The organism is Streptomyces sp. NPDC026589 (assembly GCF_040638385.1).
Taxonomy (GTDB): Bacteria; Actinomycetota; Actinomycetes; order Streptomycetales; family Streptomycetaceae; genus Streptomyces.
The window spans coordinates 34,407-57,684 of record NZ_JBEZYG010000019.1 but is presented as its reverse complement, the minus strand read 5'-3'; the positions used below and the strand labels follow the sequence as shown (position 1 = coordinate 57,684).

General features: G+C 70.8%; 17 protein-coding genes. 14 read left to right on the top strand and 3 right to left on the bottom strand.

All coding sequences use genetic code 11. From position 1 onward, the window contains the following. Nucleotides 1-332: 332 nt before the first annotated feature. From AB0F29_RS28750 to AB0F29_RS28720, 7 genes are all read left to right on the top strand, one after another. Nucleotides 333-1,415, top strand: a complete 1,083-nt coding sequence (locus AB0F29_RS28750) for an ABC transporter substrate-binding protein (protein ID WP_361877774.1) — start codon at nt 333-335, stop codon at nt 1,413-1,415. Between the two features lie 91 nt (nt 1,416-1,506). Continuing rightward, the gene (locus AB0F29_RS28745; RefSeq protein ID WP_361877771.1) at nt 1,507-3,153 is read left to right on the top strand and encodes a sugar ABC transporter ATP-binding protein; all 1,647 of its coding nucleotides are present in this window, start codon (nt 1,507-1,509) and stop codon (nt 3,151-3,153) included. Continuing rightward, on the top strand, nt 3,150-4,127 hold the full coding sequence (locus AB0F29_RS28740; protein ID WP_361877768.1) for an ABC transporter permease: 978 nt from the start codon (nt 3,150-3,152) through the stop codon (nt 4,125-4,127). Before AB0F29_RS28745 ends, AB0F29_RS28740 begins: the two co-directional genes overlap by 4 nt. Continuing rightward, nucleotides 4,124-5,173, top strand: coding sequence for an ABC transporter permease (locus AB0F29_RS28735; RefSeq protein ID WP_361877765.1), 1,050 nt, complete (start codon nt 4,124-4,126; stop codon nt 5,171-5,173). The genes AB0F29_RS28740 and AB0F29_RS28735 overlap by 4 nt, the downstream gene beginning before the upstream one ends. A gap of 151 nt (nt 5,174-5,324) precedes the next feature. After that, on the top strand, nt 5,325-6,356 hold the full coding sequence (locus AB0F29_RS28730) for a LacI family DNA-binding transcriptional regulator (protein WP_361877762.1): 1,032 nt from the start codon (nt 5,325-5,327) through the stop codon (nt 6,354-6,356). 44 nt (nt 6,357-6,400) lie between these two features. Then, complete coding sequence (locus tag AB0F29_RS28725) at nt 6,401-7,468, top strand: aldose epimerase family protein (protein WP_361877759.1); 1,068 nt, start codon at nt 6,401-6,403, stop codon at nt 7,466-7,468. A 136-nt stretch (nt 7,469-7,604) separates the two neighbouring features. Next, on the top strand, nt 7,605-9,572 hold the full coding sequence (locus AB0F29_RS28720) for a translation factor GTPase family protein (RefSeq protein WP_361877757.1): 1,968 nt from the start codon (nt 7,605-7,607) through the stop codon (nt 9,570-9,572). A 6-nt stretch (nt 9,573-9,578) separates the two neighbouring features. Here AB0F29_RS28720 and AB0F29_RS28715 read toward each other — a convergent pair whose 3' ends face one another. Next, nucleotides 9,579-12,608, bottom strand: a complete 3,030-nt coding sequence (locus AB0F29_RS28715) for a carbohydrate binding domain-containing protein (protein ID WP_361877754.1) — start codon at nt 12,606-12,608, stop codon at nt 9,579-9,581. Nucleotides 12,609-12,806: 198 nt separating this feature from the next. Here AB0F29_RS28715 and AB0F29_RS28710 point away from each other — a divergent pair, with 198 nt between their 5' ends. The 4 genes from AB0F29_RS28710 (at nt 12,807) to AB0F29_RS28695 (ending at nt 16,348) form a co-directional block, all read left to right on the top strand. Then, the gene (locus tag AB0F29_RS28710; protein WP_361877751.1) at nt 12,807-13,223 is read left to right on the top strand and encodes a thioesterase family protein; all 417 of its coding nucleotides are present in this window, start codon (nt 12,807-12,809) and stop codon (nt 13,221-13,223) included. Nucleotides 13,224-13,525: 302 nt separating this feature from the next. Then, entirely contained in the window at nt 13,526-14,404 is an 879-nt protein-coding gene (locus AB0F29_RS28705; protein ID WP_361877748.1) for a CPBP family intramembrane glutamic endopeptidase, read from the top strand. Between the two features lie 28 nt (nt 14,405-14,432). After that, on the top strand, nt 14,433-15,659 hold the full coding sequence (locus AB0F29_RS28700) for a histidine kinase (protein WP_361877745.1): 1,227 nt from the start codon (nt 14,433-14,435) through the stop codon (nt 15,657-15,659). Continuing rightward, complete coding sequence (locus AB0F29_RS28695; RefSeq protein ID WP_361877743.1) at nt 15,656-16,348, top strand: response regulator transcription factor; 693 nt, start codon at nt 15,656-15,658, stop codon at nt 16,346-16,348. Before AB0F29_RS28700 ends, AB0F29_RS28695 begins: the two co-directional genes overlap by 4 nt. Nucleotides 16,349-16,486: 138 nt before the next feature. Here the strand turns inward: AB0F29_RS28695 and AB0F29_RS28690 are convergent, their stop codons facing one another. Beyond that, entirely contained in the window at nt 16,487-17,593 is a 1,107-nt protein-coding gene (locus AB0F29_RS28690; protein WP_361877740.1) for a M23 family metallopeptidase, read from the bottom strand. Between the two features lie 684 nt (nt 17,594-18,277). Here AB0F29_RS28690 and AB0F29_RS28685 point away from each other — a divergent pair. Together AB0F29_RS28685 and AB0F29_RS28680 are read left to right on the top strand one after the other, a co-directional pair. Beyond that, complete coding sequence (locus AB0F29_RS28685; RefSeq protein ID WP_361877737.1) at nt 18,278-19,741, top strand: aminopeptidase P family protein; 1,464 nt, start codon at nt 18,278-18,280, stop codon at nt 19,739-19,741. A 101-nt stretch (nt 19,742-19,842) separates the two neighbouring features. Next, the gene (locus AB0F29_RS28680; RefSeq protein ID WP_361877734.1) at nt 19,843-21,285 is read left to right on the top strand and encodes an aminopeptidase P family protein; all 1,443 of its coding nucleotides are present in this window, start codon (nt 19,843-19,845) and stop codon (nt 21,283-21,285) included. Nucleotides 21,286-21,670: 385 nt separating this feature from the next. On the opposite strand, the gene AB0F29_RS28675 is transcribed toward AB0F29_RS28680, so the two are convergent. Continuing rightward, nucleotides 21,671-22,204 (bottom strand): calcium-binding protein, encoded by a 534-nt coding sequence (locus tag AB0F29_RS28675; protein WP_361877731.1) that lies wholly within the window; start codon nt 22,202-22,204, stop codon nt 21,671-21,673. A gap of 263 nt (nt 22,205-22,467) precedes the next feature. Here AB0F29_RS28675 and AB0F29_RS28670 point away from each other — a divergent pair, with 263 nt between their 5' ends. Then, nucleotides 22,468-23,241: an AraC family transcriptional regulator gene (locus AB0F29_RS28670; protein ID WP_361877728.1), complete on the top strand. Its 774-nt coding sequence runs from the start codon at nt 22,468-22,470 to the stop codon at nt 23,239-23,241. The last annotated feature ends 37 nt before the right edge of the window (nt 23,242-23,278 follow it).

The window sequence follows — 23,278 nt, the reverse complement described above, 5'->3', positions numbered from 1 at the left end:
ATGACAGCACGGCGTCGGGCGGGTGTCCAGGCTTCGCGCAGCGCCTTCGCCGAAGGGTGAGGCGTCGGCCGAGGATGCGCTCCGGCAGTCCGCCGACACATTTTGGAAACGCATCGACATCACCCTTGCCGCCCGTGCCGCACCGCATATATAACGTTGTAAACCGAGCCGCCGACAGGCCGCGCAGACTCTCACGACCACTGTTCCCGCAGTACGGAGCAGGGGTGTGAGGAATGCGGCGGCAGCGGCCGCAGAGCAGCCGATGCCTCGTCCCGCATGCCCGACCGCACGCCGATCAGCGTGCCGTCAACCCGCCAAGGAGCGTTCCGCGCATGATGATCCAGCGTCGATCCCGTACCCTCGCCGTGGCCTGCGTCCTCGCCGCCACCACGCTGGCCGCCGCCGGCTGCGCCAAGTCGGAGACCTCCAACAACGCGGGCGGCGACAGCAGTCAGGGAGCGCAGGAAGCCAAGACCCCGGATTCCACCTCCGGTTCGGGCTGCAAGCTGACCACCTACGGCGCGCCGAAACTGGACCTCAAGGACGCCGTGGTCGGCTTCTCCCAGTCGGAGAAGGAGGCCAACCCGTTCCGGATCGCCGAGACCCAGTCCATCAAGGACGAGGCGAAGAAGGTCGGCGTCAAGAAGCTCCTCACCACCAACGCCCAGTCCCAGCTGTCCAAGCAGATCAGCGACATCCAGGACATGCTGTCCCAGGGCGCCCAGTTCCTCATCGTCGCCCCGCTCAACTCCGACGGTCTGGAGCCCGCGTTGAAGGCGGCGGCCGCCAAGAAGGTCCCCGTCCTCACCATCGACCGCAAGGTCAACTCCACCGCCTGCAAGGACTACGTGGCCTTTCTCGGCTCCGACTTCGTCGAGCAGGGCAAGCGCGCCGCCGACGCGATGATCAAGGTCACCGGCGGCAAGGGCAAGGTCGCCATCCTGCTCGGCGCGTCCGGCAACAACGTCACCACCGACCGCACCAAGGGCTTCGTCGACCAGGTGAAGGCCAAGGCCCCCGGCCTGGAGATCGTCGCCCAGCAGACCGGCGAGTTCGCCCGCGACAAGGGCCAGCAGGTCATGGAGCAGCTCATCCAGTCCAAGCCCGACATCACCGCCGTCTACGCCGAGAACGACGAGATGGGCCTCGGAGCCGTCACCGCGCTGAAGGCCGCCGGCAAGAAGCCCGGCAAGGACGTCAAGATCGTCTCCGTCGACGGCACCCGCAACGCCGTCCAGGCCCTCGTCAACGGCGAGTACAACGCCGTCATCGAGTCCAACCCGCGCTTCGGTCCGCTCGCCTTCGCCACCGCGCAGAAGTTCTACGCCGGTGAGGAGATCCCCGAGAACGTGATCATCACCGACCGCGAGTACGACGAGGCCAACGCCGAGGAATCGCTCGGCGGAGCGTACTGATCCCCTCGACGGACGGCCGCCGCGACGCCCGGGCACCCCGGGGCGAGCGGCGGCCCGGCCCCATCCCCGTAACACCGGAAGGCCAGGATTCATGGCACCAACCCCAGCGACCCCCCAGCACCCGGAGCCCCCCGGGGCCGGTGCCGCCGCCGTGGCGGACCCCGTCCTCGAAGCCCGCTCGGTGAGCAAGCGGTTCCCGGGCGTCGTCGCCCTGGACGACGTCTCCTTCGCGCTGCGCGCGGGCGAGGTCCACGCGCTCGTCGGCGAGAACGGGGCCGGCAAGTCCACCCTCATCAAGGTGCTCACCGGCGTCTACCAGAGCGACGAGGGCGAGGTGCGCGTCAGCGGCGAACCCGTCCGCTTCGCCCGCCCCTTCGAGGCGCAGCAGGCCGGGATCTCCACGATCTACCAGGAGGTGAACCTCGTCCCGCTGATGAGCGTGGCGCGCAACATCTTCCTGGGCCGGGAGCCGAAGAACCGCTTCGGACTCATCGACTTCCCCCGCATGAACCGCGAGACCACCGAACTCCTGGACGGCTTCGGCGTCCGCGTCGACCCCAAACGACCCCTGCACACCCTCGGCATCGGCACCCAGCAGATGGTCGCCCTCGCCCGCGCCGTCTCCGTACAGGCGCAGGTCGTCATCATGGACGAGCCCACCTCGTCGCTGGAGCCCCGCGAGGTCGAGACCCTGTTCCGGGTCATCGAGAACCTGCGCGGCCAGGGCATCGCCGTCCTCTACGTCAGCCACCGCATGGACGAGCTCTACCGCATCTGCGACCGGGTCACGGTCCTGCGCGACGGCCGCCACATCCACACCGGCGAACTCGCCCCGCTGGAACGCATGCAGCTGGTGTCGATGATGCTCGGCCGCGACATGGCCGAGGTCCGCCGCGACGGCCTCACCGGCTTCGCCGCCGAGGGCCACGACGCCGCCCGCACCCCCGTCCTCACCGCGACCGGCCTCGACCGCCGCCACCAACTGCACGACATATCCGTGGAGTTGTACGCCGGTGAGGTGCTGGGACTCGGCGGCCTTCTGGGCTCCGGGCGCAGCGAGACCGCGAAGGCGCTCACCGGCGCGCTGCCTCTGGACGGCGGGGAGATCACCGTCGACGGCAAGCGCCTCGGCCGTCCCACCCCGGCCGCCGCCATCCGTGCGGGCATCAGCATGCTCCCCGAGGACCGCAAGGCCGAGGGCATCGTCCCCGGCCTCTCCGTCCGCGAGAACATCGTGCTCGCCGCCATGCCCCGGCTCTCCAAGGCCGGCATCGTCTCCCGCGCCAAACAGGACCGCGTCGTCGAGATCTTCATGAAGCGGCTGCGGATCAAGGCCTCCAGCCCCGAGCAGAAGGTCGGCGAACTCTCCGGCGGCAACCAGCAGAAGGTGCTGCTCGCCCGCTGGCTCTGCCTGGAGCCCAAGGTGCTGCTGCTCGACGAACCCACCCGGGGCATCGACGTCGGCGCCAAGGCCGAGGTGCAGTCCCTCATCGACGAACTCGCCCGCGAGGGGCTCGCCGTGCTGTTGATCTCCTCCGACATCGAGGAGCTGATCGAGGGCGCCGACCGCATCGTCGTCCTGCGCGGCGGCGCGGTCGCCGGTGAACTCGCCGGCGACGAGGTGGACGAGAGCCGCCTGCTCGAAGTGCTCGCCGACCACACGCCCGACGCCGTGCTCGCCGACCACACGCCCGATTCCGGTGGGAAGGCCCCGGCCGCTCAGGAGGACCCCCGATGACCACCCAGGCCACCCTGCCACGCCCCGCCGCGAAGCCACGGGCCCGGCTGCGCGACCCCGCCTGGTACCAGGAGTACGGGGTGTACGCGGCCGTCGCCGTCGTGCTGCTGTTCAACGCGCTGTTCACCGAGCACTTCATGACGGCCGACAACCTGCGCACCCAGCTCGTCCAGGTAGCGCCCATCGTGATCGTCGCCCTCGGCATGGCCCTGGTCATCGGCACCGAGGGCATCGACCTCTCCGTCGGCTCCACCATGGCGCTCGCCGCCGCCCTGCTGCCGCTCTACCTCGGCTACGGGCTGGTCCCCGCGCTGTTGATCGCCCTGCTCGCGGGGGCGGTGGTCGGCGCGATCAACGGGACGCTCGTCTCACTCGTGGGGCTGCAACCCATCGTCGCCACGCTCGCCCTGTTCGTCGGCGGCCGGGGCCTCGCCCTCGTCATGGCGGACGGTCAGCTCAAGCAGATCGTCAACCCCGACATCCTCGCGCTCGGCACCGGCTCCTTCCTCGGCATCCCGACGGTCGTCCTCATCGCGGGCGTCCTCGCGCTGGCCGTCGCGTTCCTGGTGCAGCGCACCACCTTCGGCCGCCAGATCGTCGCCATCGGCGGCAACCGCTCGGCCTCCGCGCTCTCCGGGCTGCCCGTCAAGCGCGTCCTGATCGGCGTCTACATCCTGTGCGGGGTGATGGCCGCCCTCGCCGGCATCCTCGCCACCGCCCGGCTCACCGCCAGCGACCCGTCCTCGCTCGGCACCCTCATGGAGCTGTCCGCCATCACGGCCGTCGTCGTCGGCGGCACCCCGTTGAACGGCGGCTCCATCCGGGTGCTCGGCACCGTCGCGGGGGCCCTGCTCATGCAGCTGCTGCGCGCCACCCTCGTCAAGCACGACCTGCCCGACTCCACCGCACAGATCGCCCAGGCGGCCATCATCATCGCCGCCGTCTACGTCGCCCGGGAGCGTAGGTCCCGATGAACAACACCCCACCGGCCACCGTGCCCGCGGCCGAGGCTCCGGCGCCGCTCAGGAGCGCCCCCTCGCGCCCCGAACCCCGCCCCGGACGCTCCACCGGCTCCCGGATCGGCGAACTTCTCCAGCGCCAGGGCGTCCTCGCCGTCCTGCTGACCGTGATCCTCATCGCCTCGTTCGTCTATCCGACGTTCGCGAGCCTCGACAACGCCCGGGGCGTCACCGTCCAGGCCTCGTTCCTCGCGATCGTCGCGCTCGGCATGACCCTGGTCATCATCACCGGCGGCATCGACCTCTCCGTCGGCTCCGTCTTCGCCCTCGGTGGCGTGCTAGCCGCCTGGGCCTCCCAGTGGGGCTTCTTCGCCGCCCTGCTCGTACCCCTGGTGGTCTGCGGCACGATGGGACTGGTCAACGGCCTGCTCATCGCCCGCGGGAACATGGCGCCCTTCATCGTCACGCTCGCCACCCTTCTCGCGGCGCGGGGCATGCTGCTCGCCTTCACCGACGAGGGCGCCACCACCTACCTGGTGCCCAAGGACTCCGCCTTCGCCCAGCTCGGACAGGGCAGCGTCTGGGGCTTCGGCTACCCGATCCTCATCGCCCTGGCCCTCTTCGGGGCGGGCGGACTCCTGCTCCAGCGGACCTCGTTCGGACAGACCCTGTTCGCCGTCGGCGGCAGCAGCGACGCCGCCACCCTCATGGGCCTGCCCGTCGCCCGGACGAAGATCCTCGTCTACACCCTCAGCGGACTGCTCGCCGGACTCGCCGGAGCGCTCAACGCCGCCCGTCTCTCCTCCGGCGTCACCATCGTCGGCGTCGGCATGGAACTCGACGCGATCTCCGCCGTCGTCATCGGCGGCACCCTCCTCATCGGCGGCGCCGGTTCCATCAGCGGCACCCTCTGGGGCGTCCTGCTCCTCGCCGTGATCCAGAACCTCATCAACCAGATCGGCTCGCTCAACTCCTCGTACCAGTCGGTGGTCAGCGGCGGGTTCCTTATCGTTGTCGTGGTGGCGCAGCGTTACCTCGCGCGCAGCCGGAGAACCACCTGAACCGTACGTATCCGCAGAACCGTCTGAACCGTACGTATCCGCAGAACCGTCTGAACCGTACGTATCCGCAGAACCGTCTGAACCGTGCGTATCCGGAGACCACCTGAACCGTACGGATCGGGCCGCGTCGAACCAAGCAACAAGGAGTGCCGTGGGCGTCAGCCTCAAGGACGTAGCTCAACGGGCGGGCGTGTCCATCAAGACCGTGTCGAACGTGGTCAACAACTATCAGCACGTCACCCCGAAGATGCGGGCCAAGGTCCAGCAGGCGATCGACGAGCTCGGCTACCGGCCGAACCTCACCGCCCGCCACCTCCGCAAGGGCCGCACCGGCATCATCGCCCTCGCCGTCCCCGAATTCGGCAACCCGTACTTCGCGGAGCTGGCCGGCGAGGTCGTCGACGCGGCGGCCCGGCACGACTACACCGTCCTGGTCGACCACACGGCGGGCCTGCGGGAGAAGGAGCTGCTGGTCTGCCAGGGGTTCCGCTCCCACGTCATCGACGGCCTCATCCTCAGCCCCATCCACCTGGAGACCGAGGACCTGATGGCCCGCACCGAGACGGCGCCGCTGGTGCTGCTCGGCGAGCGCGAGTACGAGGCCCCCTACGACCACATCGCCATCGACAACGTGGCCGCCGCCCGCGAGGCCGTCGCCCACCTCGTCGCCCTCGGCCACCGCAGGATCGCCTTCCTCGGCTCCCGCACCGGCCAGGAACGCCAGCCCGCCCACCTCCGGCTGCGCGGCTGGCGCGAGGAACTGGCCGCCTCCGGCATCGAACCCGACGAGTCCCTCGTCGTCGTCACCGACGGTTACGGGCGTGAGGACGGCGCGGCGGCGATGGCCTCCCTCCTCGACCGGGGCCGGCGGCCCGACGCCGTGTTCGCGTACAACGACATGATCGCGACCGGCGCCATGCGCACCATCACCGAACGCGGCCTCGCCATCCCGGACGACATCGCCGTCGTCGGCTTCGACGACATCGAGGAGAGCCGGTACGGGGCCACCACCCTCACCACCATCGCGCCCGACAAGGCGGCCATCGCCCGGCTCGCCGTCGACAGCCTCGTCGAACGCCTCGCGGGCACCCCCGTCGCCGAACCCCGGCGGCCCCGCCCCGGCTACCGGCTCGTCGTCCGCGAATCCACCACGCCCCGCGAGGCTCCCGGGCCGCCCCGCTAGGGCGTGTTTCGGGGCCCCCTTCCGCACCTCCCAAGGAACTCCTCATGCCCACCGTGCACCGCAAACCGTTCGGCCGCGCCCACGGGCAGAGCGAGACCGACCTCTGGACCCTCGACTCCGGCACCGGCGTCAGGGCCGAGATCCTCACCTACGGCGGTGTCCTGCACAGCCTCACCGTGCCGGACACCGCGGGCCGCCCCGGCCCGGTCGTCCGCTCGCTGCCCGCGCTCGACGACTACACCGACAAGAACCCCTACTTCGGGGCCGTCGTCGGCCGGTACGCCAACCGCATCGCCCACGGCCGCTTCACCCTCGACGGGACCACGCACCACATCCCCGCCAACGACCGGGGCCACGCCCTGCACGGGGGCTCCGACGGCTTCCACACCAAGGTCTGGGAGGCCACCGGGGACCGTACCGACACCACCGCCGTCCTCCGGCTCACCCTGCACAGCCCCGACGGCGACATGGGCTTCCCCGGGGCGCTCGACGTCACCGCCACCTACACCCTGGACACCACCGGGACCCTCGCCGTCGACTACCGGGCCGTCACCGACCGGCCCACCGTCGTCAACCTCACCAACCACTCCTACCTCAACCTCGGCGACGACGACATCCTCGGCCACACCCTCCAGGTCGACGCGGACGCCTACCTCCCCATCGACCCCGGCTCCATCCCCGAAGGCCCGCCCGCCCCGGTGGCCGGCACCCCGTTCGACCTCACCACCGCGCAGCCGCTGGGCGGCCAACTCGCCCTGACACACCCCCAACTCGCCCTGGCCGGCGGCTTCGACCACTGCTGGGTCCTGCGCTCCGCCGCCCCCGGGGCCCTGCGCCGGGCCGCCCGCCTCACCGCCCCCGGCGACCGGCGCTCCCTGGAGCTCTGGACCACCGAACCCGGACTCCAGGTCTACACCGCCAACCAGCTCGACGGCACGTTCACCGACGGCACCGGCCGCCGCCACCGCCGCCACGGATCACTCTGCCTGGAGACCCAGCACCTGCCGGACTCGCCCAACCGCCCCGGTCACCCCACCACCGTGCTGCGCCCCGGCGAGACCCTGCGCAGCCGCACCGAATGGCGCTTCCCGCACCTGCGGCGCCGCGGATAACCGGTTGCGGCCCCCGGCGGCCCCCTGATCTACTCCGGCAGGCCACCGGTACGACGACCCAGGAGTCCTGACATGCGCCGAGCTTTCGTGTTCCTCCCGACAGAAACTGACCTTTCTCTCAAGGACATGAAGCTCCGTGCACACGTTGAACCTGGGAATCCTGGCGCATGTCGACGCCGGTAAGACAAGCCTGACCGAGCGGCTCCTCCACACCGCCGGAGCCATCGACGCCCTCGGCAGCGTCGACGACGGCAGCACACGGACCGACTCCCTCGCCCTGGAGCGCCGGCGCGGCATCACCATCAAGTCCGCCGTCGTCTCCTTCACCCTCGGCGCCACCACGGTCAACCTGATCGACACCCCCGGCCACCCGGACTTCATCGCCGAGGTGGAGCGGGTCCTCGGCGTGCTCGACGGCGCCGTCCTGGTCGTGTCCGCGGTGGAGGGCGTCCAGGCGCAGACCCGCGTCCTGCTCCGCACCCTGCGTCGGCTGCGCATCCCGACCCTGCTGTTCGCCAACAAGACCGACCGGCCCGGCGCCCGCTACGACTCGCTGCTGACGAGCATCACCGAACGGCTCTCCCCGGACATCGTCGCGATGGGCTCAGCCCAGGGCCTCGGCACCCGCTCCGCGACGAGCACCCCGTTCACCGGGGCCGATCCCGGATTCACCGATGTGCTCACCGATGTGCTCACCCGGCACGACGACGAGCTGCTGAGCGTGTACGTCGACGACCCGGCGGGGCTTACCCACACCCGGCTCCTCGGAGCACTGGCCGAACAGACCGCCCGGTGCCTCGTCCACCCGGTCTTCTTCGGCTCCGCCGCCACCGGCGCGGGCATCGACGCCCTGGTCGGCGGCATCACCGGACTGCTGCCCGCCGCCACGGGGGATCCGGGGGCGCCGGCCCGGGGCACGGTGTTCAAGGTCGACCGGACCGCGAACGGCGAGCGGACCGCGTACGTCCGCATGGTCGAGGGGGCCGTGCACGCCCGCGAGGTGCTGCGCTTCCGCAGCCCGGACGGTCAGGAGGGCGAAGGCAAGGTCTCGGCGGTCAGCGTCTTCGAGGACGGTGGTGAGGTGCCGGCGCCGGCCGTCCGCGCCGGGCGGATCGGCAGGCTGAAGGGGCTGACCGGCATCCGGATCGGCGACAGCGTCGGCGCGGACCGGGCCGAGGCCGGGCACCGCCACTTCGCCCCGCCGACGCTGGAGACGGTCGTCGTACCACGACGCCCCGAGGACCGGGGCGCCCTGCACGTCGCGCTCGGCCGCCTCGCCGAACAGGACCCGCTGATCGCCGTCCGCCGTGACGACCTCCGCGGGGAGGTGTCCCTCTCGCTCTACGGGGAGGTACAGAAGGAGGTCATCCAGACGACCCTGGCCGAGGAGTTCGGCGTGGACGTGATCTTCCGGGGGACCACGACCATCTGCCTGGAACGGCCGGCCGGCCCGGGGGCGGCCGCCGAGTTGATCGACACGGACCTCAACCCCTTCCTCGCCACCGTCGGACTGCGCGTCGACCCGGCCCCGTACGGCAGCGGGGTGGAATTCCGCCGAACCGTGGAACTCGGCTCCATGCCCCCTTCCTTGATGCGGGCGGTCGAGGAGACCGTGCGTTCCACCCTCGGCCAGGGAATGCACGGCTGGCAGGTCACCGATTGCGTGGTCACCCAGACGCACTCCGGCTACAGCAGTGTGTCGAGCACAGCGGGCGATTTCCGCGGTCTGACGCCACTGGTCCTGATGGACGCGCTGCGCCGGGCGGGCACGCGGGTGTACGAGCCGATGCACCGCTTCCGTCTGGAGGTGCCCGCGGACGCCTTCGGCGCACTGGTCCCGGTCCTCGCCCGGCTCCGGGCGGAGCCGGGACCGCCCGAGGCGCAGGGTGCTCTCTGCATCGTGGAGGGCGAGATCCCGGCGGCCCGGGTCCACGAACTCCAGCGGCTGCTGCCGGGATCGACCCGGGGCGAGGGGGTGCTGGAGTCCGCCTTCGCCGGCCACCGCCCGGTGACCGGCCCGGTCCCGGACCGCCCGCGCACCGACCACGACCCGCTGCACCGCAAGGACTACCTGTTGCGCACGGTGCGGCGGGTCGCCGAGTGAGCCCCGCTACTTGAGGTAGGGGCCCGCCGTGCCGATCTTCCCCGGCGCGGCGTTCTTCCCGCCGAGGTCCAGGACGTACACGCGCAGGTTGCCCTTCCCGGGGGCCGGGACCGCGAGGGTCCCACCGGTGACGACCTTCGTGTCACCCGTGACGGCGTCCTTGTACGTGCCGTTGGGAATGCCGGTGTACGTGGCGCTGCCGGAGACCGTCACCAGGGCGAAGCTGTCGGTGCCGCTCGCCGCGTCGGTGTAGCGCCGCTTGTACGCCATGGAGCCGCTGATGCCCTCCGTGGAGTACTGGCCCATCTGGAGGGCGGGCACCGCGCGCCGGATCTCGTTGAGCCGCTGGAGGTGCCGGGCCAGCGGCGCGGCCAGCGTGTCCGCGACCTTCCCGGTGGCCGACGACACCTTGCCGAAGTCCGAGGCCGTCACCTCCCCGGCCAGGTGGTCCCCGAAGTAGGCCCGCCCGGTCGTCGCCAGGGGGCACGTCGGCCCGCAGTCGATCTTCTTCCCCTTCTGGAACTCGATCTCGGAGCCGTAGTAGAGCGTCGGGATCCCCCGGAAGGTCCACATCAGCGACATGTTCTCGGCCCAGGCGTCCGTGCCGCCCGCATAGCGCTCACTGCTCTTGTTGGGCCCGTAGTCGTGGCTGTCGACGTAGACGACGTTGTACGTGGCGTCGTTGGTCGCGTCGTCGGAGTCCTTGCCGTTGTTGTAGGCGTTGTTCGCGTCCCCGAAGTTCATGTGCATCCGCATGTCGATGACGTTCATCCCGGAGAACCGGCTGCGGTCGGGGGCGTGGTAGGCGTTGCCCTTGAGGAAGGCGTTGTCGGAGACGGGCTGCGCGGCCGTGCCCTGCTGCTGCTCGTAGTCGTACATCTCCAGGGCGGCCTTCTCGTCGTCCGCGCTGTACTCCTTGCGTTCCTTCCAGGTGAAGAACTGCGCGGAGTGGTTGACCGAACCGCGGTTCCACTTGTCGTTGACGAAAGCGGCGACCTCGCCGAAGACGAAGAAGTTCTTCGCCGCCCCGGCCCCGAACTGCTGTGTGACGCGTTCCTGGATCGCGGGCAGGAAGCGACGGTTCCAGGTGGTGCGGGGGATGTGCACCGCTGTGTCGAGCCGGAAGCCGTCGACGCCCATGTCGATGTACTTGTTGTACGCGCCGATCAGATAGTTCTGGACCTGGGCGTTCTCCGTGTTGAAGTCGGCGAGGTCGTCGTGCAGCCAGCAGGAGCGGGAGTCCTCACCCTCCCAGTTGCCGATCCAGCAGTTGTGGTAGATGGCTTTCGGGAACATGCCCGAAGTGGGGCTCGGCCACTGGCAGTTGTAGATCCGGTAGCCCTCCGGCGAGGTGTTTCCGGTGGGCGTGCCCCAGTTGAGGCAGGTGTTGCCGGACGGTTCGGCCGTGGACCACAGGTCGCCGTTGTAGTACGACTTCCCCGACTTCGGCTCGACGGTGAGGCCGTCGTACGTGAAGGCGTCGTCCTTCTCGTCGTAGTACCAGCTCCACTGGGCGTCCCGCACCCCGTAGGCCTTCGGGGTGAACAGTCCCTTGGCGCCCCAGCGTGAGGAGTGGTTGTGGACCACGTCCTGGTAGATCTTCATGCCCTTGGCGTGCGCCGCGTTGATGAGGTCCTGGTACGAGGCCCCGGCGGACTCCAGCCTCGGGTCGACCTTGTAGAAGTCGTAGCCGTGGTAGCCGTGGTAGTCGTAGTCCGAGCGGTTGAGCACGACCGGGGTGATCCAGATCGCGGAGAAGCCGAGCCCCTTGACGTAGTCGAGCTTCTGCACCAGCCCCTTGAAGTCGCCCCGGAACATGGGGTCGCCGCCCGCGGCGTTGCCGGACTTCTCGTGCTGGCTGCCACCCCGGTTGTTCGCGCTGTCGCCGTCGTTGAAGCGGGCGGTGAGCACGAAGTAGATCGGGTCCTTGCGGGGGTCGGTGCCCAGTGGTGTGCCCGACGGCGGTGCGGTGGGCCTGTCGCCGGTGGTGGCGGAGGCCGGGGCGGATTCCGCCGAGACGTTTCCGGCGGCGTCGACGGCCCTGACGGTGTAGCGGTAGGCGGTCTGCGCCTCAAGGCCGGTGTCGGAGAACACGGTCGAGGTGGTGTCGGTGACCACCGTGCCCTTCGTGCCGCCGGTCCGGATCACCTGATACTTCGTCACCCCCCTGTTGTCCGTGGCGGGTTCCCAGGTGACCACGACCGCGACCCCGTCGGCGGCGGCCTTCACCGCCGTGGGTGCGGTGGGCGCCTCGGTGTCCGGTTCCTCGACGGCGCACGGGTCCTTCGCCGAGGCGGTCACCTTGCGGTCCTTCACCGTGGTGAGCCCCGTCGCCAGGGTGTAGTCGTTACCGTTGTTGTTGTCCCAGACCCCGTTGCCGTTGTTGAACGTCGCCTGGAGGCCGGTGGCGCTGCCCAGGTCCACCGTGCGTTTCACCCAGCCGGCGCAGGCGGCTTCCATGCCGATGCCGGGGACGGTGGTCCAGGCTCCGCCGTGCGGCCGGTAGTGGAGGTTGACGGTGGGCCAGCCGACGGTGGAGGTCGCGTAGTAGACCGACGCCGAGTTCGGCCCTCCGGGCTCCTCCGGCTCCTCGGGCCCCGTCTCCGCGCACGGGTCGCTGTGCGCCACGACCCCGTCCTGGACGGTGATGTTCCCGGTGCCCAGGTCGTAGTTCTTGCCCGCGTTGTTGTCCCAGGTGCCCGAGCCGTCGGTGAAGGTCGCCTTCAGCCCGCCGGCGTCCCCGAGGGGGACCGTCAGCTTGACCCAGTCGGCGCAGGCGGCCTCCATCCGGGCGCCGGGTGCGGTGGTCCAGGAGCCGCCGTCGGGGGAGTGATGCAGGTAGTAGGCCGACCAGTTCCGGGTCTTCGTGGAGTAGAAGACGGTCGCCGTGGTCGCCGCGGAGGCCGAGGCCGCGACGGGTGCGGTGGCGGGGTCGGGAACGGCTCGTGGCGCGGCGGTGAGGAGTCCCAGCAGCCCGGCTGCTGCCACGGCTGCCGCGAGCGGGCGCCGCGGCAACCGGTGAGGGGTGCGTCTCATGCGTGTCTCCAGGGGAGGGGGAGAACCCTGACGCGCCTCGGGGTTCGGCGGGTGAACTCGACCCGACGGCAAGTTCCGCCGGAATCTTGCTGAAATTCCTTGCGGGGAGGAAGTTACCGGTGCATGACAGGCGCGTAAAGGGATCCGGCAGCACCGTCTCACCGGAATGGAAGGGCTGGCGCGGGCGTTCGCACGGTCATGACCTTCTCCGTTGATGTGACCGTGCGCGGCTACGAGCTCGACACCCAGGGCCACCTGAACCAGGCCGTCTACCTCCAGTACGCGGAGCACGCGCGCTGGGAGCTGCTTCGGGCCGCCGGGCTGCCCCAGGAGAAGCTGCTGGCCGACGGGATCGGCCCGGTGCAGCTCGAGGTGACGGTCAAGTACCACCGCGAACTGCGCGGCGGCGAGCGGGTGCGCGTCACCTGCCGGTTCGACTACGGCACGGGCAAGACGTTCACGCTGGAGCAGCACATCGTCAAGGAGGACGGCACGGTGGCCGCCGAGATCACCGGGGTGGCCGGCGTCCTCGATCTGGCCGAACGCCGGCTCGTCCCGGACCCGCGGGGCCGTCTCGCCGCCCTGGCCGGCAACCCGGATCTGCTGACCGGCTGAGCAGGCCGCGGTACGGGCGGCCGGCGTGGGGCGTGTCCAGGCTGTTCGGCATCGCGCGACTGCGCGACCATCTTGACGACCCTGCCTCCGGAAACTCGCCGGACGAGCCGCCCGGGCCCACTCCCGAGTGATGCGTGCACGCGAACGCCGCACCCCGCGGCGGAACGGGCGAGGTCGCGGTGGCGCATCCCCCGTGAGAGCTACAGGAGCCGTCCTCGCACGGGTGATCCGCGGAGGTCCGCGGATTCCTAGTGTGGTCGTCAGGTCGCCGCCGGGGGTGACCCACTACGGGGGAGGCCACCATGGACACGACATCCGCGATACGGCACAGCGCGGGCTCCGGCCCGGGCGAGGACCGCGACGGGGGCGGCGGCCGCTCCGGTCGGATCATGCGGTCACCGCTCGGCTGGATGGCGGCGGGAATGGTCGGCGTCGGCCTGGTGTCGGGGCTGACGGCGACCGGCCCCGGCCCCGTGCCGCTGCTGGGCGCGGTTGCCGCGGTGGCCGTGTACTGCTACGTCATGCGCCGTGTGGCACGACGCTCCGCACCCGAGATCGCCCGGTCCGGGGCCGCCCGGGAGGTGCTGCTGGGCGGCGGGATCGGCCTGGGTTTCATCCTTGTCTCCGCCCTCCTGATCACGGCGTTCGGAGGCTACTCGTTCACCTGGGCCGGCGACGGCTTCGTGTCGGTCCTCTGGACCGCGGTCGTGGTGCAGATCGGCGCTGCGGTCACCGAGGAGTTGTTGTTCCGCGGTCTTGCCCTGCAGGCCCTTGAGCAGCTGTGGGGCAGTCGGGCCGCCATCGTGGTCACCTCGCTGTTCTTCGGTGTCGCCCACCTGGGCGCCCCGGGAGCGAGCGCGTGGAGCGGACTGGCGATCGCTCTGGAGGCGGGCGTCCTGCTCGGAGCCGCGTTCTTGTGGCGGCGTAGCATCTGGTTCGTCGTGGGGCTTCACTTCGCCTGGAACACCACGGAGCAGCTGCTCGGCATCCCGGTCTCCGGACACCCTCCCGAGGGCCTGTTCACCGTGGACGTCCATGGCTCCGCCCTTCTGACCGGGGGCGGCTTCGGTCTGGAGGCGTCGATCGTGCCCGTCCTCCTGGGTGTGGCCATCGCCGCTCCGATGCTCGTCCGTGCCCACCGGGGCGGTGGCATCAAGTCCCGCCGAAGCGAGCCCCGTTGAGCCGGGCCGGCTGGAGGAAACCGAAGTGATGTCCCGTCAGCCGATCTGGAGTCCGCGGCTGCTCCGGGTGCCGCTCGACCGGTGGCGGGGGCGGGATGCTCTCGTCAAGGACGGTGTCCTCGCCCTGGCGCTCACCCTGCTGGCCTTCGTGCCGCCCCTGTCCCCGATCGGTGCGCAGATCGGCGATCTGCCCCAGAGACCGACGGACGTACTGAGCGTCGGGCTGGTCCTGGCCCAGACCGTGCCGCTGGCAGTCCGCCGCAGGTGGCCGGCAGCCTGTCTGGCCGTCATCGCGGGCGCGTTCGCCGTGCACCAGGCGCTGGGCTTCGCGACGACGTTCGCGAGCATGGGGCTGTATCTGGCCCTGTACTCCGCCGGGGCCCACCAGATCCGCTTCCGCCACGGCCTGATCGCCGTGACGAGTGCGGGTTACGCCGTGCTGGCCGTCGTCCTGAACCGTCTCGGCTCCCCGAATGCGCTACCGGACTACCTCGCGTTCTCCCTGGCTCTGGCCACGGCGTGGCTGGTGGGGAGCACGGTGCGCATGCGGCGGACGGAAGAGGCGAAGCGGCGGCGGCTGGCCGTCGTGGTGGCCACGGCCGCCGAGCGGGCACGGATCGCCCGCGAGCTGCACGACGTGGTCACCCACCATGTGACGGCCATGGTGGTCCAGGCCGACGCGGCGCAGTTCCTGCTCACGTCCGCGCCGGAACGCGTCGGCCAGGGACTGACGGCCGTGAGCGACACCGGCCGTCGGGCGCTGACGGAACTGCGGTACCTGCTCGGTGTCCTGGAGGCGACCGGCGAGGCCGCATCCGCGGACCCGGCGGGCGTGGGCCGGACACCCGCCCTGGGGCGGGTGGGGGACCTGGTCGAGGAGACCCGCGGGTCGGGTCAGCCGGTCGAGCTCCGCGAGCAGGGTGAGCGACGGCCGCAGGGCGTGGACGTGGAGCTGGCCGCCTACCGGGTGGTGCAGGAGGCGCTCACCAACGCCTTGAAGCACGCGGCCGGGAAGCCGACACGGGTTCTGCTCCGGCACGGCGACGAGCACATCGAGATCGTGGTGACCACCGACGGACCCGCCGCCGCACAGGTCGCGTGGAAGCCGGGCCCCACGGGCGGACGAGGGCTGGCCGGCCTGCGTGCCCGGGTGCGGATGCTGGATGGTGAACTGGTGGCCGGTCCCCGGCCCGGAGGCGGGTTCGAGGTCTGTGCCACGATTCCGTCCAAGCCCCCTTCAGGAGTGCCCTCGTGAGCGATACGCCGCCACCGACCCGTGTGCTCGTCTGCGACGACCAGGCGCTGGTGCGGACCGGCTACGTCACCATCTTCTCCGCGCAGCCCGACATGCAGGTCGTCGGGGAGGCCGAGAACGGCCACGAGGCGGTCCGGGCCTCGCGGCTGCTGCGACCCGACGTGGTCGTGATGGACATCAGGATGCCCCTGCTCGACGGCATCGAGGCGACGCGACAACTGGCCGGTCCCGGTACCGAAGACGCACCGAAGGTACTGGTCGTCACCACGTTCAACGTCGATGCCTACGTCTACGACGCGTTGCGTGCCGGAGCGAGCGGGTTCCTTCTCAAGGACGCGCCTCCGGCGGAGCTGGTCAACGGTATCCGGACCGTCGCCCGGGGCGAGGCCCTGCTGGCACCCGCCGTCACCCGCCACCTCATCGGCCACTTCGCCCAGTATCTGCGACCGGCCGGCACCTCCCGGCCGGCCGGACAGGATGTCGTGCGTGCGCTGACCCCCCGCGAGCGGGAAGTGTTCCAACTGATCGCCGAGGGGCTGTCGAACGCGGAAATCGCCGTGTCGATGTACATCACCCCCGAGACCGTCAAGACCTACGTGTCGCGCATCCTGGCCAAACTCGGCCTGCGCGACCGTGTCCAGGCCGTCGTCCTCGCCTACCGGGTCGGACTGGTGCCCGGCACACCGTGACCGGCATGCGCGTGTGCTCAGGTGCTGCGGGTCCGCGTCACGTGGGGGCCGGGCAGCACCGCGGGTCTCCGGTGACGCGTCGAGGCGGCTGTGCCGCGCGGTCGACGGCTCCACCCACCGCTCGGTCACAGACGCCGGTCAGCTGGTGCGGTTGTAGATCGCCGTACCGGGGCAGGCGGTGACGCCCGAGCGGGTTGCGCACCCGGTGTACTGGCTGGAGCCGTTCCACCAGGCCCAGCCGCCGATGGTGCGGCCGTTGAGCCAGGTGTACTGGCCGTTGTAGTTGGCGTCGTACGTGCGCAGGCTCCAGTGCACGTGGGCTCCGGTCGCGGCCCCGCCGGCGCAGGTGTCGGTGCCGATGGTGCCGAGCAGGGCGCTGCGGGCGATCGATGCTCCGTTGTAGTAGGTGGTGTTCCACATGTGGTAGTAGTCCGTCGAGAAGCCGCCGGGGTGGATCACTCTGGTCCAGCCGCCCCCGGCACCGCACATCGAGGTCGCCGTCCCCTCCCGGGACGAGCGGACCCGCCCGCTCGCGTTGCCTCCCGCGAAGTCGAGGCTGCTCCAGTAGCCCGTCGAGCCGGTGTGGGAGTGTGCCCCGCCGGTGAGCGTCATGTAGTAGTCGGGCATCCAGGGAAGCAGCAATCCGTTGGTGTTGGCAGCGGTGGTCCCCACCGACGGCGTCTCCTGCTGGGGAGCCGCCTTGCGCTGGGCGTACGCCGTCATGGTCCGCCGCTCCGCCATGCCGACCAGCGGAGACTCGGCCACGTGTTCGGCGAACTCGCGGTCGCCCTCAAGGCCCGAGATCCATTGCCCGTCCTTGCGGTGCGCGATGTAGAGCCAGCCCTCCGGCTCGCCGTGGTGGGTGCGGGGCGCTTCGACGTACGCGACGCCACGAGCCCAGTCGGCCGAGACGGTACGGACATCGACGACCACTTTGCGGCTCTCGTCGGCGAGTTTGGCGACGGCGGCTTTCGGGGTGAGGCCCTTGGCGTCGTGGGACCGGGAGAGGACGTCGGTGGAGACGGCGTCTATCAGCGCCTGTCGACCGGTGCCGAGGCGGTTGGCCACCGCGGACGGCATCTTCACCGTGACACCGGAGGAAGGCGACTGGGTGGCGGTTGCCGGAGCCCCGGCAGGTGTTGCGGCCGAGTCGCGGAAGGCCGCCGTAGCCGAGGGCGCGGTGGCGAGCAGGCCGATGGCGGCGAGGGTGGCGACGGTGGTTCTCACGGACAGCTTGGAGAGCACGGGCGGTGTCCCTTCTGGACGAGAGGGGCCTGACAGGTCGACAGGAGCGAGAGCAGGGTGGAACGCGCGCGGCCACGCCACAGGGGAGGAAGGGCTACGAATGAAATGGCATGTCCGCACCAAAATCTATGCGCGTAGCATACGGGTCTGCCGGCCACCCGGAACAGACCGAGTGGCCATGGAATCAGGCCAGATACCGAGCGCCGAACGATGGAAGCGGTGACTTGCCGGATCGCGTCGGGGAGGCAGTCGGTCACGTACGTACCGGTGCCCGGCTGAAGCCGTGCCGTGCCCGACACCCTGCGTCCCAGCCCGATGCGGATCCCGCGCCGCGGGCGCCGTACGACACGAGGGCGGCCGGGCCGCCCAGCGACAAATGACGCAAGAGTGCCCGCACGATTCCATACATGTGTATGACGTGGGGACGGGAAGGGGCTGCAAGAGTGCGGTCCACGGTAAGCAGCCCTACTGCCAGAGGAGTTGAGCTTGCCAAGTCGGCACTGCCCGGACCCTGCGGGGCCCGTGCCGACGCGGCGCGGATGACCGGGCTCACCGCACAGCTCCGCTCTCGTCCCGGCCCAGGGCGTGCGGCCGGCGAGGCCGTTGCCGCAATGGGCGCGCTCATGGGCATTCTCCGGTTGGCTGCCCGAAGGGCATCGACTTCTGCGATGGAGAGGAACACGCGTGACGGATTCGCATCAGGAGGACGTCGTGTCCGGTGAGACGGATGAGAACAGGACACGGAAGAACGGCCTGTACGCGGACGTGAGTGCCGAGCTCGCCGAGAACATGAGGCAGGGCTGGGCCGACACCGAGCGCCTCGACGTCGAGCCCATCGCCCAGGCGGCGTACACCGCGAGGCGTCGAGCGGCGCTCTCCGCGCTGTTTCCCGGGGAACTGCTGGTGGTACCGGCCGGCAACCCGAAGGTCCGGGCCAACGACACGGACTACCCGTTCCGGCCGTCCTCCGAATACGCGTACCTGACGGGTGATCAATCCCAGGACTCCGTGCTGGTTCTGGAGCCCGGGGCGGACGGTGAGCACCGGGCGGTCGCCTATCTGCGTCCCCGGTCGGACCGCGAGACCGGGGAGTTCTGGCGCGACTACCACGGTGAGCTCTGGGACGGCCGTCGCAACAGCCTCACCGAGAACGAGCGGCTCCTGGGCCTGCCCTGCCGTGACGTCCGCACGCTGACCGAGCGGCTCGCCGCGGCCACCGGCCCGATCCGTCTGCTGCGCGACTACGACGCCGGGGTCGACGCCGCCCTGGACGACAAGGTGACCGCCGAGCGCGATGCCGAGTTCCGTGCCGCTCTGTCCGAGATGCGGCTGCTCAAGGACGCGTTCGAGATCGCCGACCTGCGGCACGCCTGCCGGGCGACGGCGCGTGGCTTCGAGGACGTGGTGCGCGTTCTCGGTACGGACACGCCGACCGCGGAGCGGACCATCGAGGGCACGTTCTGGATGCGTGCGCGGACCGAGGGCAACGACGTGGGCTATGCGTCGGTCTGCGCCGCGGGACCGCACGCCACGACGCTGCACTGGGTCCGCAATGACGGCGAGGCCCGGCCGGGCGAACTGCTGCTGATCGATGCCGGAGTGGAGAGCCGTGATCTCTACACCGCCGACGTCACCCGCACCTTGCCGGTCGACGGCCGTTTCACGCCGGTCCAGCGCAAGGTGTACGACGCGGTGTACGAGGCGCAGTCGGCCGGTATCGCCGCGGTCAGGCCAGGTGCGAAGTACCGGGACTTCCACCACGCGGCTCAGCGGGTGCTGACCGAGCACCTCGCCTCCTGGGGCCTGTTCGGTGAGCGGTCGGTGGACGAGGCGTACGAACTCGGGCTGTACCGCCGCTGGACGCTGGCCGGCACGGGCCACATGATCGGCCTGGACGTCCACGACTGCGCGAAGGCCCGCACCGAGCTGTACGTGGACGGGACGCTGGAGGCGGGCATGGTGCTCACCGTCGAGCCCGGCCTGTACTTCCAGTCGGACGACCTGACCGTGCCCGAGGAGCTTCGCGGCATCGGCGTGCGGATCGAGGACGATCTCCTGGTCACCGACGAGGGCAACGAGAACCTCTCGGCCGACCTTCCCCGGGCGGCCGGCGAAGTGGAGGCGTGGATGGCCCGGCTTCGCGGCTGACATCGGCCGCCGAGGCCCCTCGGGGCCACGGCTCGAACAGGTGCGTTCTCCACGTGGGGTGAGAACGCACCACCATGGAACGGAACGACGGGAGGCGTGCGATGGAACGGAATGACGGCCCGCGCGGGGCACGGAGTCACGATCGTCGAGCACCGGCGGCGGTGGCGGAGGTCTTTCGGCAGGGGTGGGCGGACACCACCAGGAGCCTTCCGCCAGTCTCCGGAGCCACGTACGCGGCCAAGCGGCGTGCGGCGGTGTCCGAGCGGTTCCCCGGAGAGCGGATCGTCGTCCCCTCGGGCGGGCTCAAGGCCCGCAGCAACGACTTCGACTACGCCTTCCGGCCGCATTCCGCGTACATCCACCTCACGGCCGAGCTGGGGACCGGGGCGGTGCCGGACAGTGTGCTCGTCTTCGAGCCCACCGGCAGCGGGCACGAGGTCACCCTGTTCACCCGGCCCCGGTCACCGCGCGATGCCGGTCCGTCCGGTGCGGAGTTCTACAGTGACCGGCAGCACGGCGAGTTCTGGGTCGGCCGCCGCCGGACGCTCCGGGAGACCGCCGACACCCTCGGCGTCGACGCGGTCGCCCGGGAAGGGCTGGAGAAAGCACTCGGCGGCGGCGTCCCGACCCGGGTGGTGCGCGGCGAGGACGCGCTCGTCGACGCGACTGTCCCGCCGTCCGCACCGGCCGACGCCGAGCTGCTCGCCTTCCTGTCGGAGTCGCGGCTGGTCAAGGACGCGTGGGAGATCGAGCAGCTGCGCGCCGCCGTGGGGCACACGGTCGCCGGTTTCCACGAGGTCGTCGGTGAACTGCCCCACGCCACCCGCCTCGCACGCGGGGAGCGGTGGGTGGAGGGCACCTTCAACCGGCGGGCCCGGCTGGAGGGTTACGGTCTGGGGTTCGAGACCATCGCGGCGGCCGGGGCGCACGCGTGCGTGCTGCACTGGATGCACAACGACGGCCCGGTCCAAGAGGGGGAGCTGCTCCTGCTGGACGCGGGCGTCGAGGCCGACTCGTTCTACACCGGGGACGTCACCCGGACGTTGCCGGTCGGCGGGCGCTTCACGGATGTGCAGCGCCGCGTCTACGACCTGGTGTTCGCCGCCCAGTCGGCGGGCATCGCCGCCCTGCGGCCCGGTGCACCGTACGGCGCCTTCCACGACGCCGCGACCCGCGTCATCGCCGAGGGACTCGACGCCTGGGGCCTGCGGCCAGGTGGCGCGGCGATCCCGCACGAGTCCGGCCTCTACCGCCGGTACACCGTATGCGGTACTGGTCATATGCTCGGCCTCGACTGCCACGACTGCGCCGCCGCCCGCAGCGAGACCTACCTGGGCGGTGTGCTGGAGGAGGGGCACGTGCTCACCGTTGAGCCCGGGCTGTACTTCCAGCCCGACGACCTGACGATCCCCGAGGAACTGCGTGGCATCGGCGTGCGGATCGAGGACGACTTCGTCATCACCGCAGACGGCGCGACGTGTCTGTCGTCGGACCTGCCACGCGACGCGGACGCGGTCGAGGCGTGGATGGGCGCCTTGCGGTGAGAGCGCGCCGCCCGCTGGTCGACCAGGTCTCCGGAGAGCTGCGGCGGGCGGGTGCGGTGGCGGTGGCCGGACCCACCGGGTTCGGCAGGTCCGCGGTGCTGGACGTGGTGTGGGACGCGGTGCGGCAGTCCTCCGGGAGCCCCTGGCCAGGCTCGGCTCGGCACCCGCTGACGCACACCTGCCGTACGTACCCCTGGCCGATCCCGCGATCCTGCGTGCCATGGTCCTGCCTCCCTGAGCGGGGGCGCGGTCCCGCGCTCACCGTGAGGCCGCCGACCTCGGACTCCGGGGACGCCGCCGGACCGGGCGGATCACATCGGGACGGCGGGACGGCGGACGCCCGGGAGGGCGTCCACCGTCGTCGGCCGTATGCGTGCGAGCCCGGTCAGGCGGCGGTGCCCACGACCAGATGGTCGCCGGGGATGCCGGCCTTGCCCGGCGCGTAGTAGTCCTTGATCCCGGCGACCCACGTCTCCACCCGGATCCGGTCCCCGTCGTTCGGCTCGAAGGCGTCGAAAAGCGCGTCGATGTTCGCGGGCTCGAACCCGATGGCCGTCATCAGCGCCATGAACAGCGGGCGCTCGATCAGACCGTCGCCGTCCGGGTCGCCGAGGGCGGCCAGTGCCTCGGCGAACACCCCGACGGTCGCGTCGAACCGCTCCGGCGACAGCACGCAGGCCGTGAACTCCTCGAAGCTGACCTCGCCGTCGCCATCGGCGTCGAGCTCGGTGCGCAGCGTCGTCCAGTACCGCCGGAACGCCGCGCGCATCGCGTCCTGGGCCGCCCGGTCCGACGCGTGTGCCTCGCGGACGACGCGGTCGGCCATGAGGTCGAAGTCGTCCGCCTCCAGGACGCCGTTGGCGTTGGCGTCGAACAGGGAGAAGACGAGCGTGGCCCGCCTGGTGGCCTCAATGCCCATGAATCCGTCACCTTTCTCCGCATGTCATGTTCCCTCCGGCCGCGGCCCGGTGCCCGGTCGGCCCACCCACTGTCCGCCGAGGAGCGGCGTCCACGGCGAAAGCCGTGGTTCTTTCACCTGAAGGACGTAACTGACCTGCGTAAACGTCAAGTTGAGGCAGGCTGAGGGGCTCGCTGGATCCGCGCGCCCCCGCACCTCTAGGCTGAGCCGATGCGCACCCCGTCCGCCGCGAGCGGCCCCCGTACGAGACAGGTCCACCTTCCATGACCAGGGAGACCCGGACGCTGCCCGCGTTCGCTCCCGGTTCGGTGGACACCCCCTTCGTCATCGCCGGCTACGACGAGGTCGTCACCCACGACACGCTCTGGGACGCGCACTCCCACCCCTTCCACGAACTGCTCTGGAACGAGCGCGGCGCCTCCACAGCCGTGGTCGGCAGCCGGATCTGGACGATCACCCCGACCCTGGGCCTGTGGATGCCCGCGGGGACCCTGCACGCCGGATCGGCGACCGCCGGAACCTGGTTCCGGGCGAGCTTCTTCGGCTTCCGCACCACCGCGTCGATCTCCGCCACGCCGGTCGCCGTCGAGATCACCCCGCTGTTGCGCCTGCTGCTGGAACGGCTCGGCGAACCCGGGCTCACGGCCGCCTCGCGCGCCGCGACCGAGGCGCTGGTGCTCGACGTCCTCGTACCGTCGCCCCGTGAACTGCTCGTGCGGATCCCGGCCTCCGAGCTGCTGCGCCCGATCGCCGAAACGGTGCGCGAGGATCCGGCCGACCGGCGGACGCTGGCGGACTGGGCGTCCGCCCTCGGCGTCAGCGCCCGCACGGTCACCCGGGCGTTCACCGCCGAGACGGGCACGAGCTTCGTGCGCTGGGTGGCGGCGGTCCGCGCCCAGCACGCCATCGGCCTGCTGGCCCGGGGATGGGACGTGGAGGCGGTGGCCGAACAGGTCGGCTACCGCTCGGCGAGCGCGTTCGGCGCCGCCTTCCGTCGTACGACGGGACTCACCCCGGGGACCTTCCGGCCGGAGTGACCACCGGATCGAGTGTCCGTATCGCTACAAGGCATGT

Excerpts from the sequence above, each read along its gene's own strand:
- AB0F29_RS28750 (WP_361877774.1), top strand. The coding sequence starts at position 333 with ATGATGATCCAGCGTCGATCCCGTACCCTCGCCGTGGCCTGCGTCCTC.
- AB0F29_RS28745 (WP_361877771.1), top strand. The coding sequence starts at position 1,507 with ATGGCACCAACCCCAGCGACCCCCCAGCACCCGGAGCCCCCCGGGGCC.
- AB0F29_RS28740 (WP_361877768.1), top strand. The coding sequence starts at position 3,150 with ATGACCACCCAGGCCACCCTGCCACGCCCCGCCGCGAAGCCACGGGCC.
- AB0F29_RS28735 (WP_361877765.1), top strand. The coding sequence starts at position 4,124 with ATGAACAACACCCCACCGGCCACCGTGCCCGCGGCCGAGGCTCCGGCG.
- AB0F29_RS28725 (WP_361877759.1), top strand. The coding sequence starts at position 6,401 with ATGCCCACCGTGCACCGCAAACCGTTCGGCCGCGCCCACGGGCAGAGC.
- AB0F29_RS28715 (WP_361877754.1), bottom strand. The coding sequence starts at position 12,608 with ATGAGACGCACCCCTCACCGGTTGCCGCGGCGCCCGCTCGCGGCAGCC.
- AB0F29_RS28710 (WP_361877751.1), top strand. The coding sequence starts at position 12,807 with ATGACCTTCTCCGTTGATGTGACCGTGCGCGGCTACGAGCTCGACACC.
- AB0F29_RS28705 (WP_361877748.1), top strand. The coding sequence starts at position 13,526 with ATGGACACGACATCCGCGATACGGCACAGCGCGGGCTCCGGCCCGGGC.
- AB0F29_RS28700 (WP_361877745.1), top strand. The coding sequence starts at position 14,433 with ATGTCCCGTCAGCCGATCTGGAGTCCGCGGCTGCTCCGGGTGCCGCTC.
- AB0F29_RS28680 (WP_361877734.1), top strand. The coding sequence starts at position 19,843 with ATGGAACGGAATGACGGCCCGCGCGGGGCACGGAGTCACGATCGTCGA.
- AB0F29_RS28675 (WP_361877731.1), bottom strand. The coding sequence starts at position 22,204 with ATGGGCATTGAGGCCACCAGGCGGGCCACGCTCGTCTTCTCCCTGTTC.
- AB0F29_RS28670 (WP_361877728.1), top strand. The coding sequence starts at position 22,468 with ATGACCAGGGAGACCCGGACGCTGCCCGCGTTCGCTCCCGGTTCGGTG.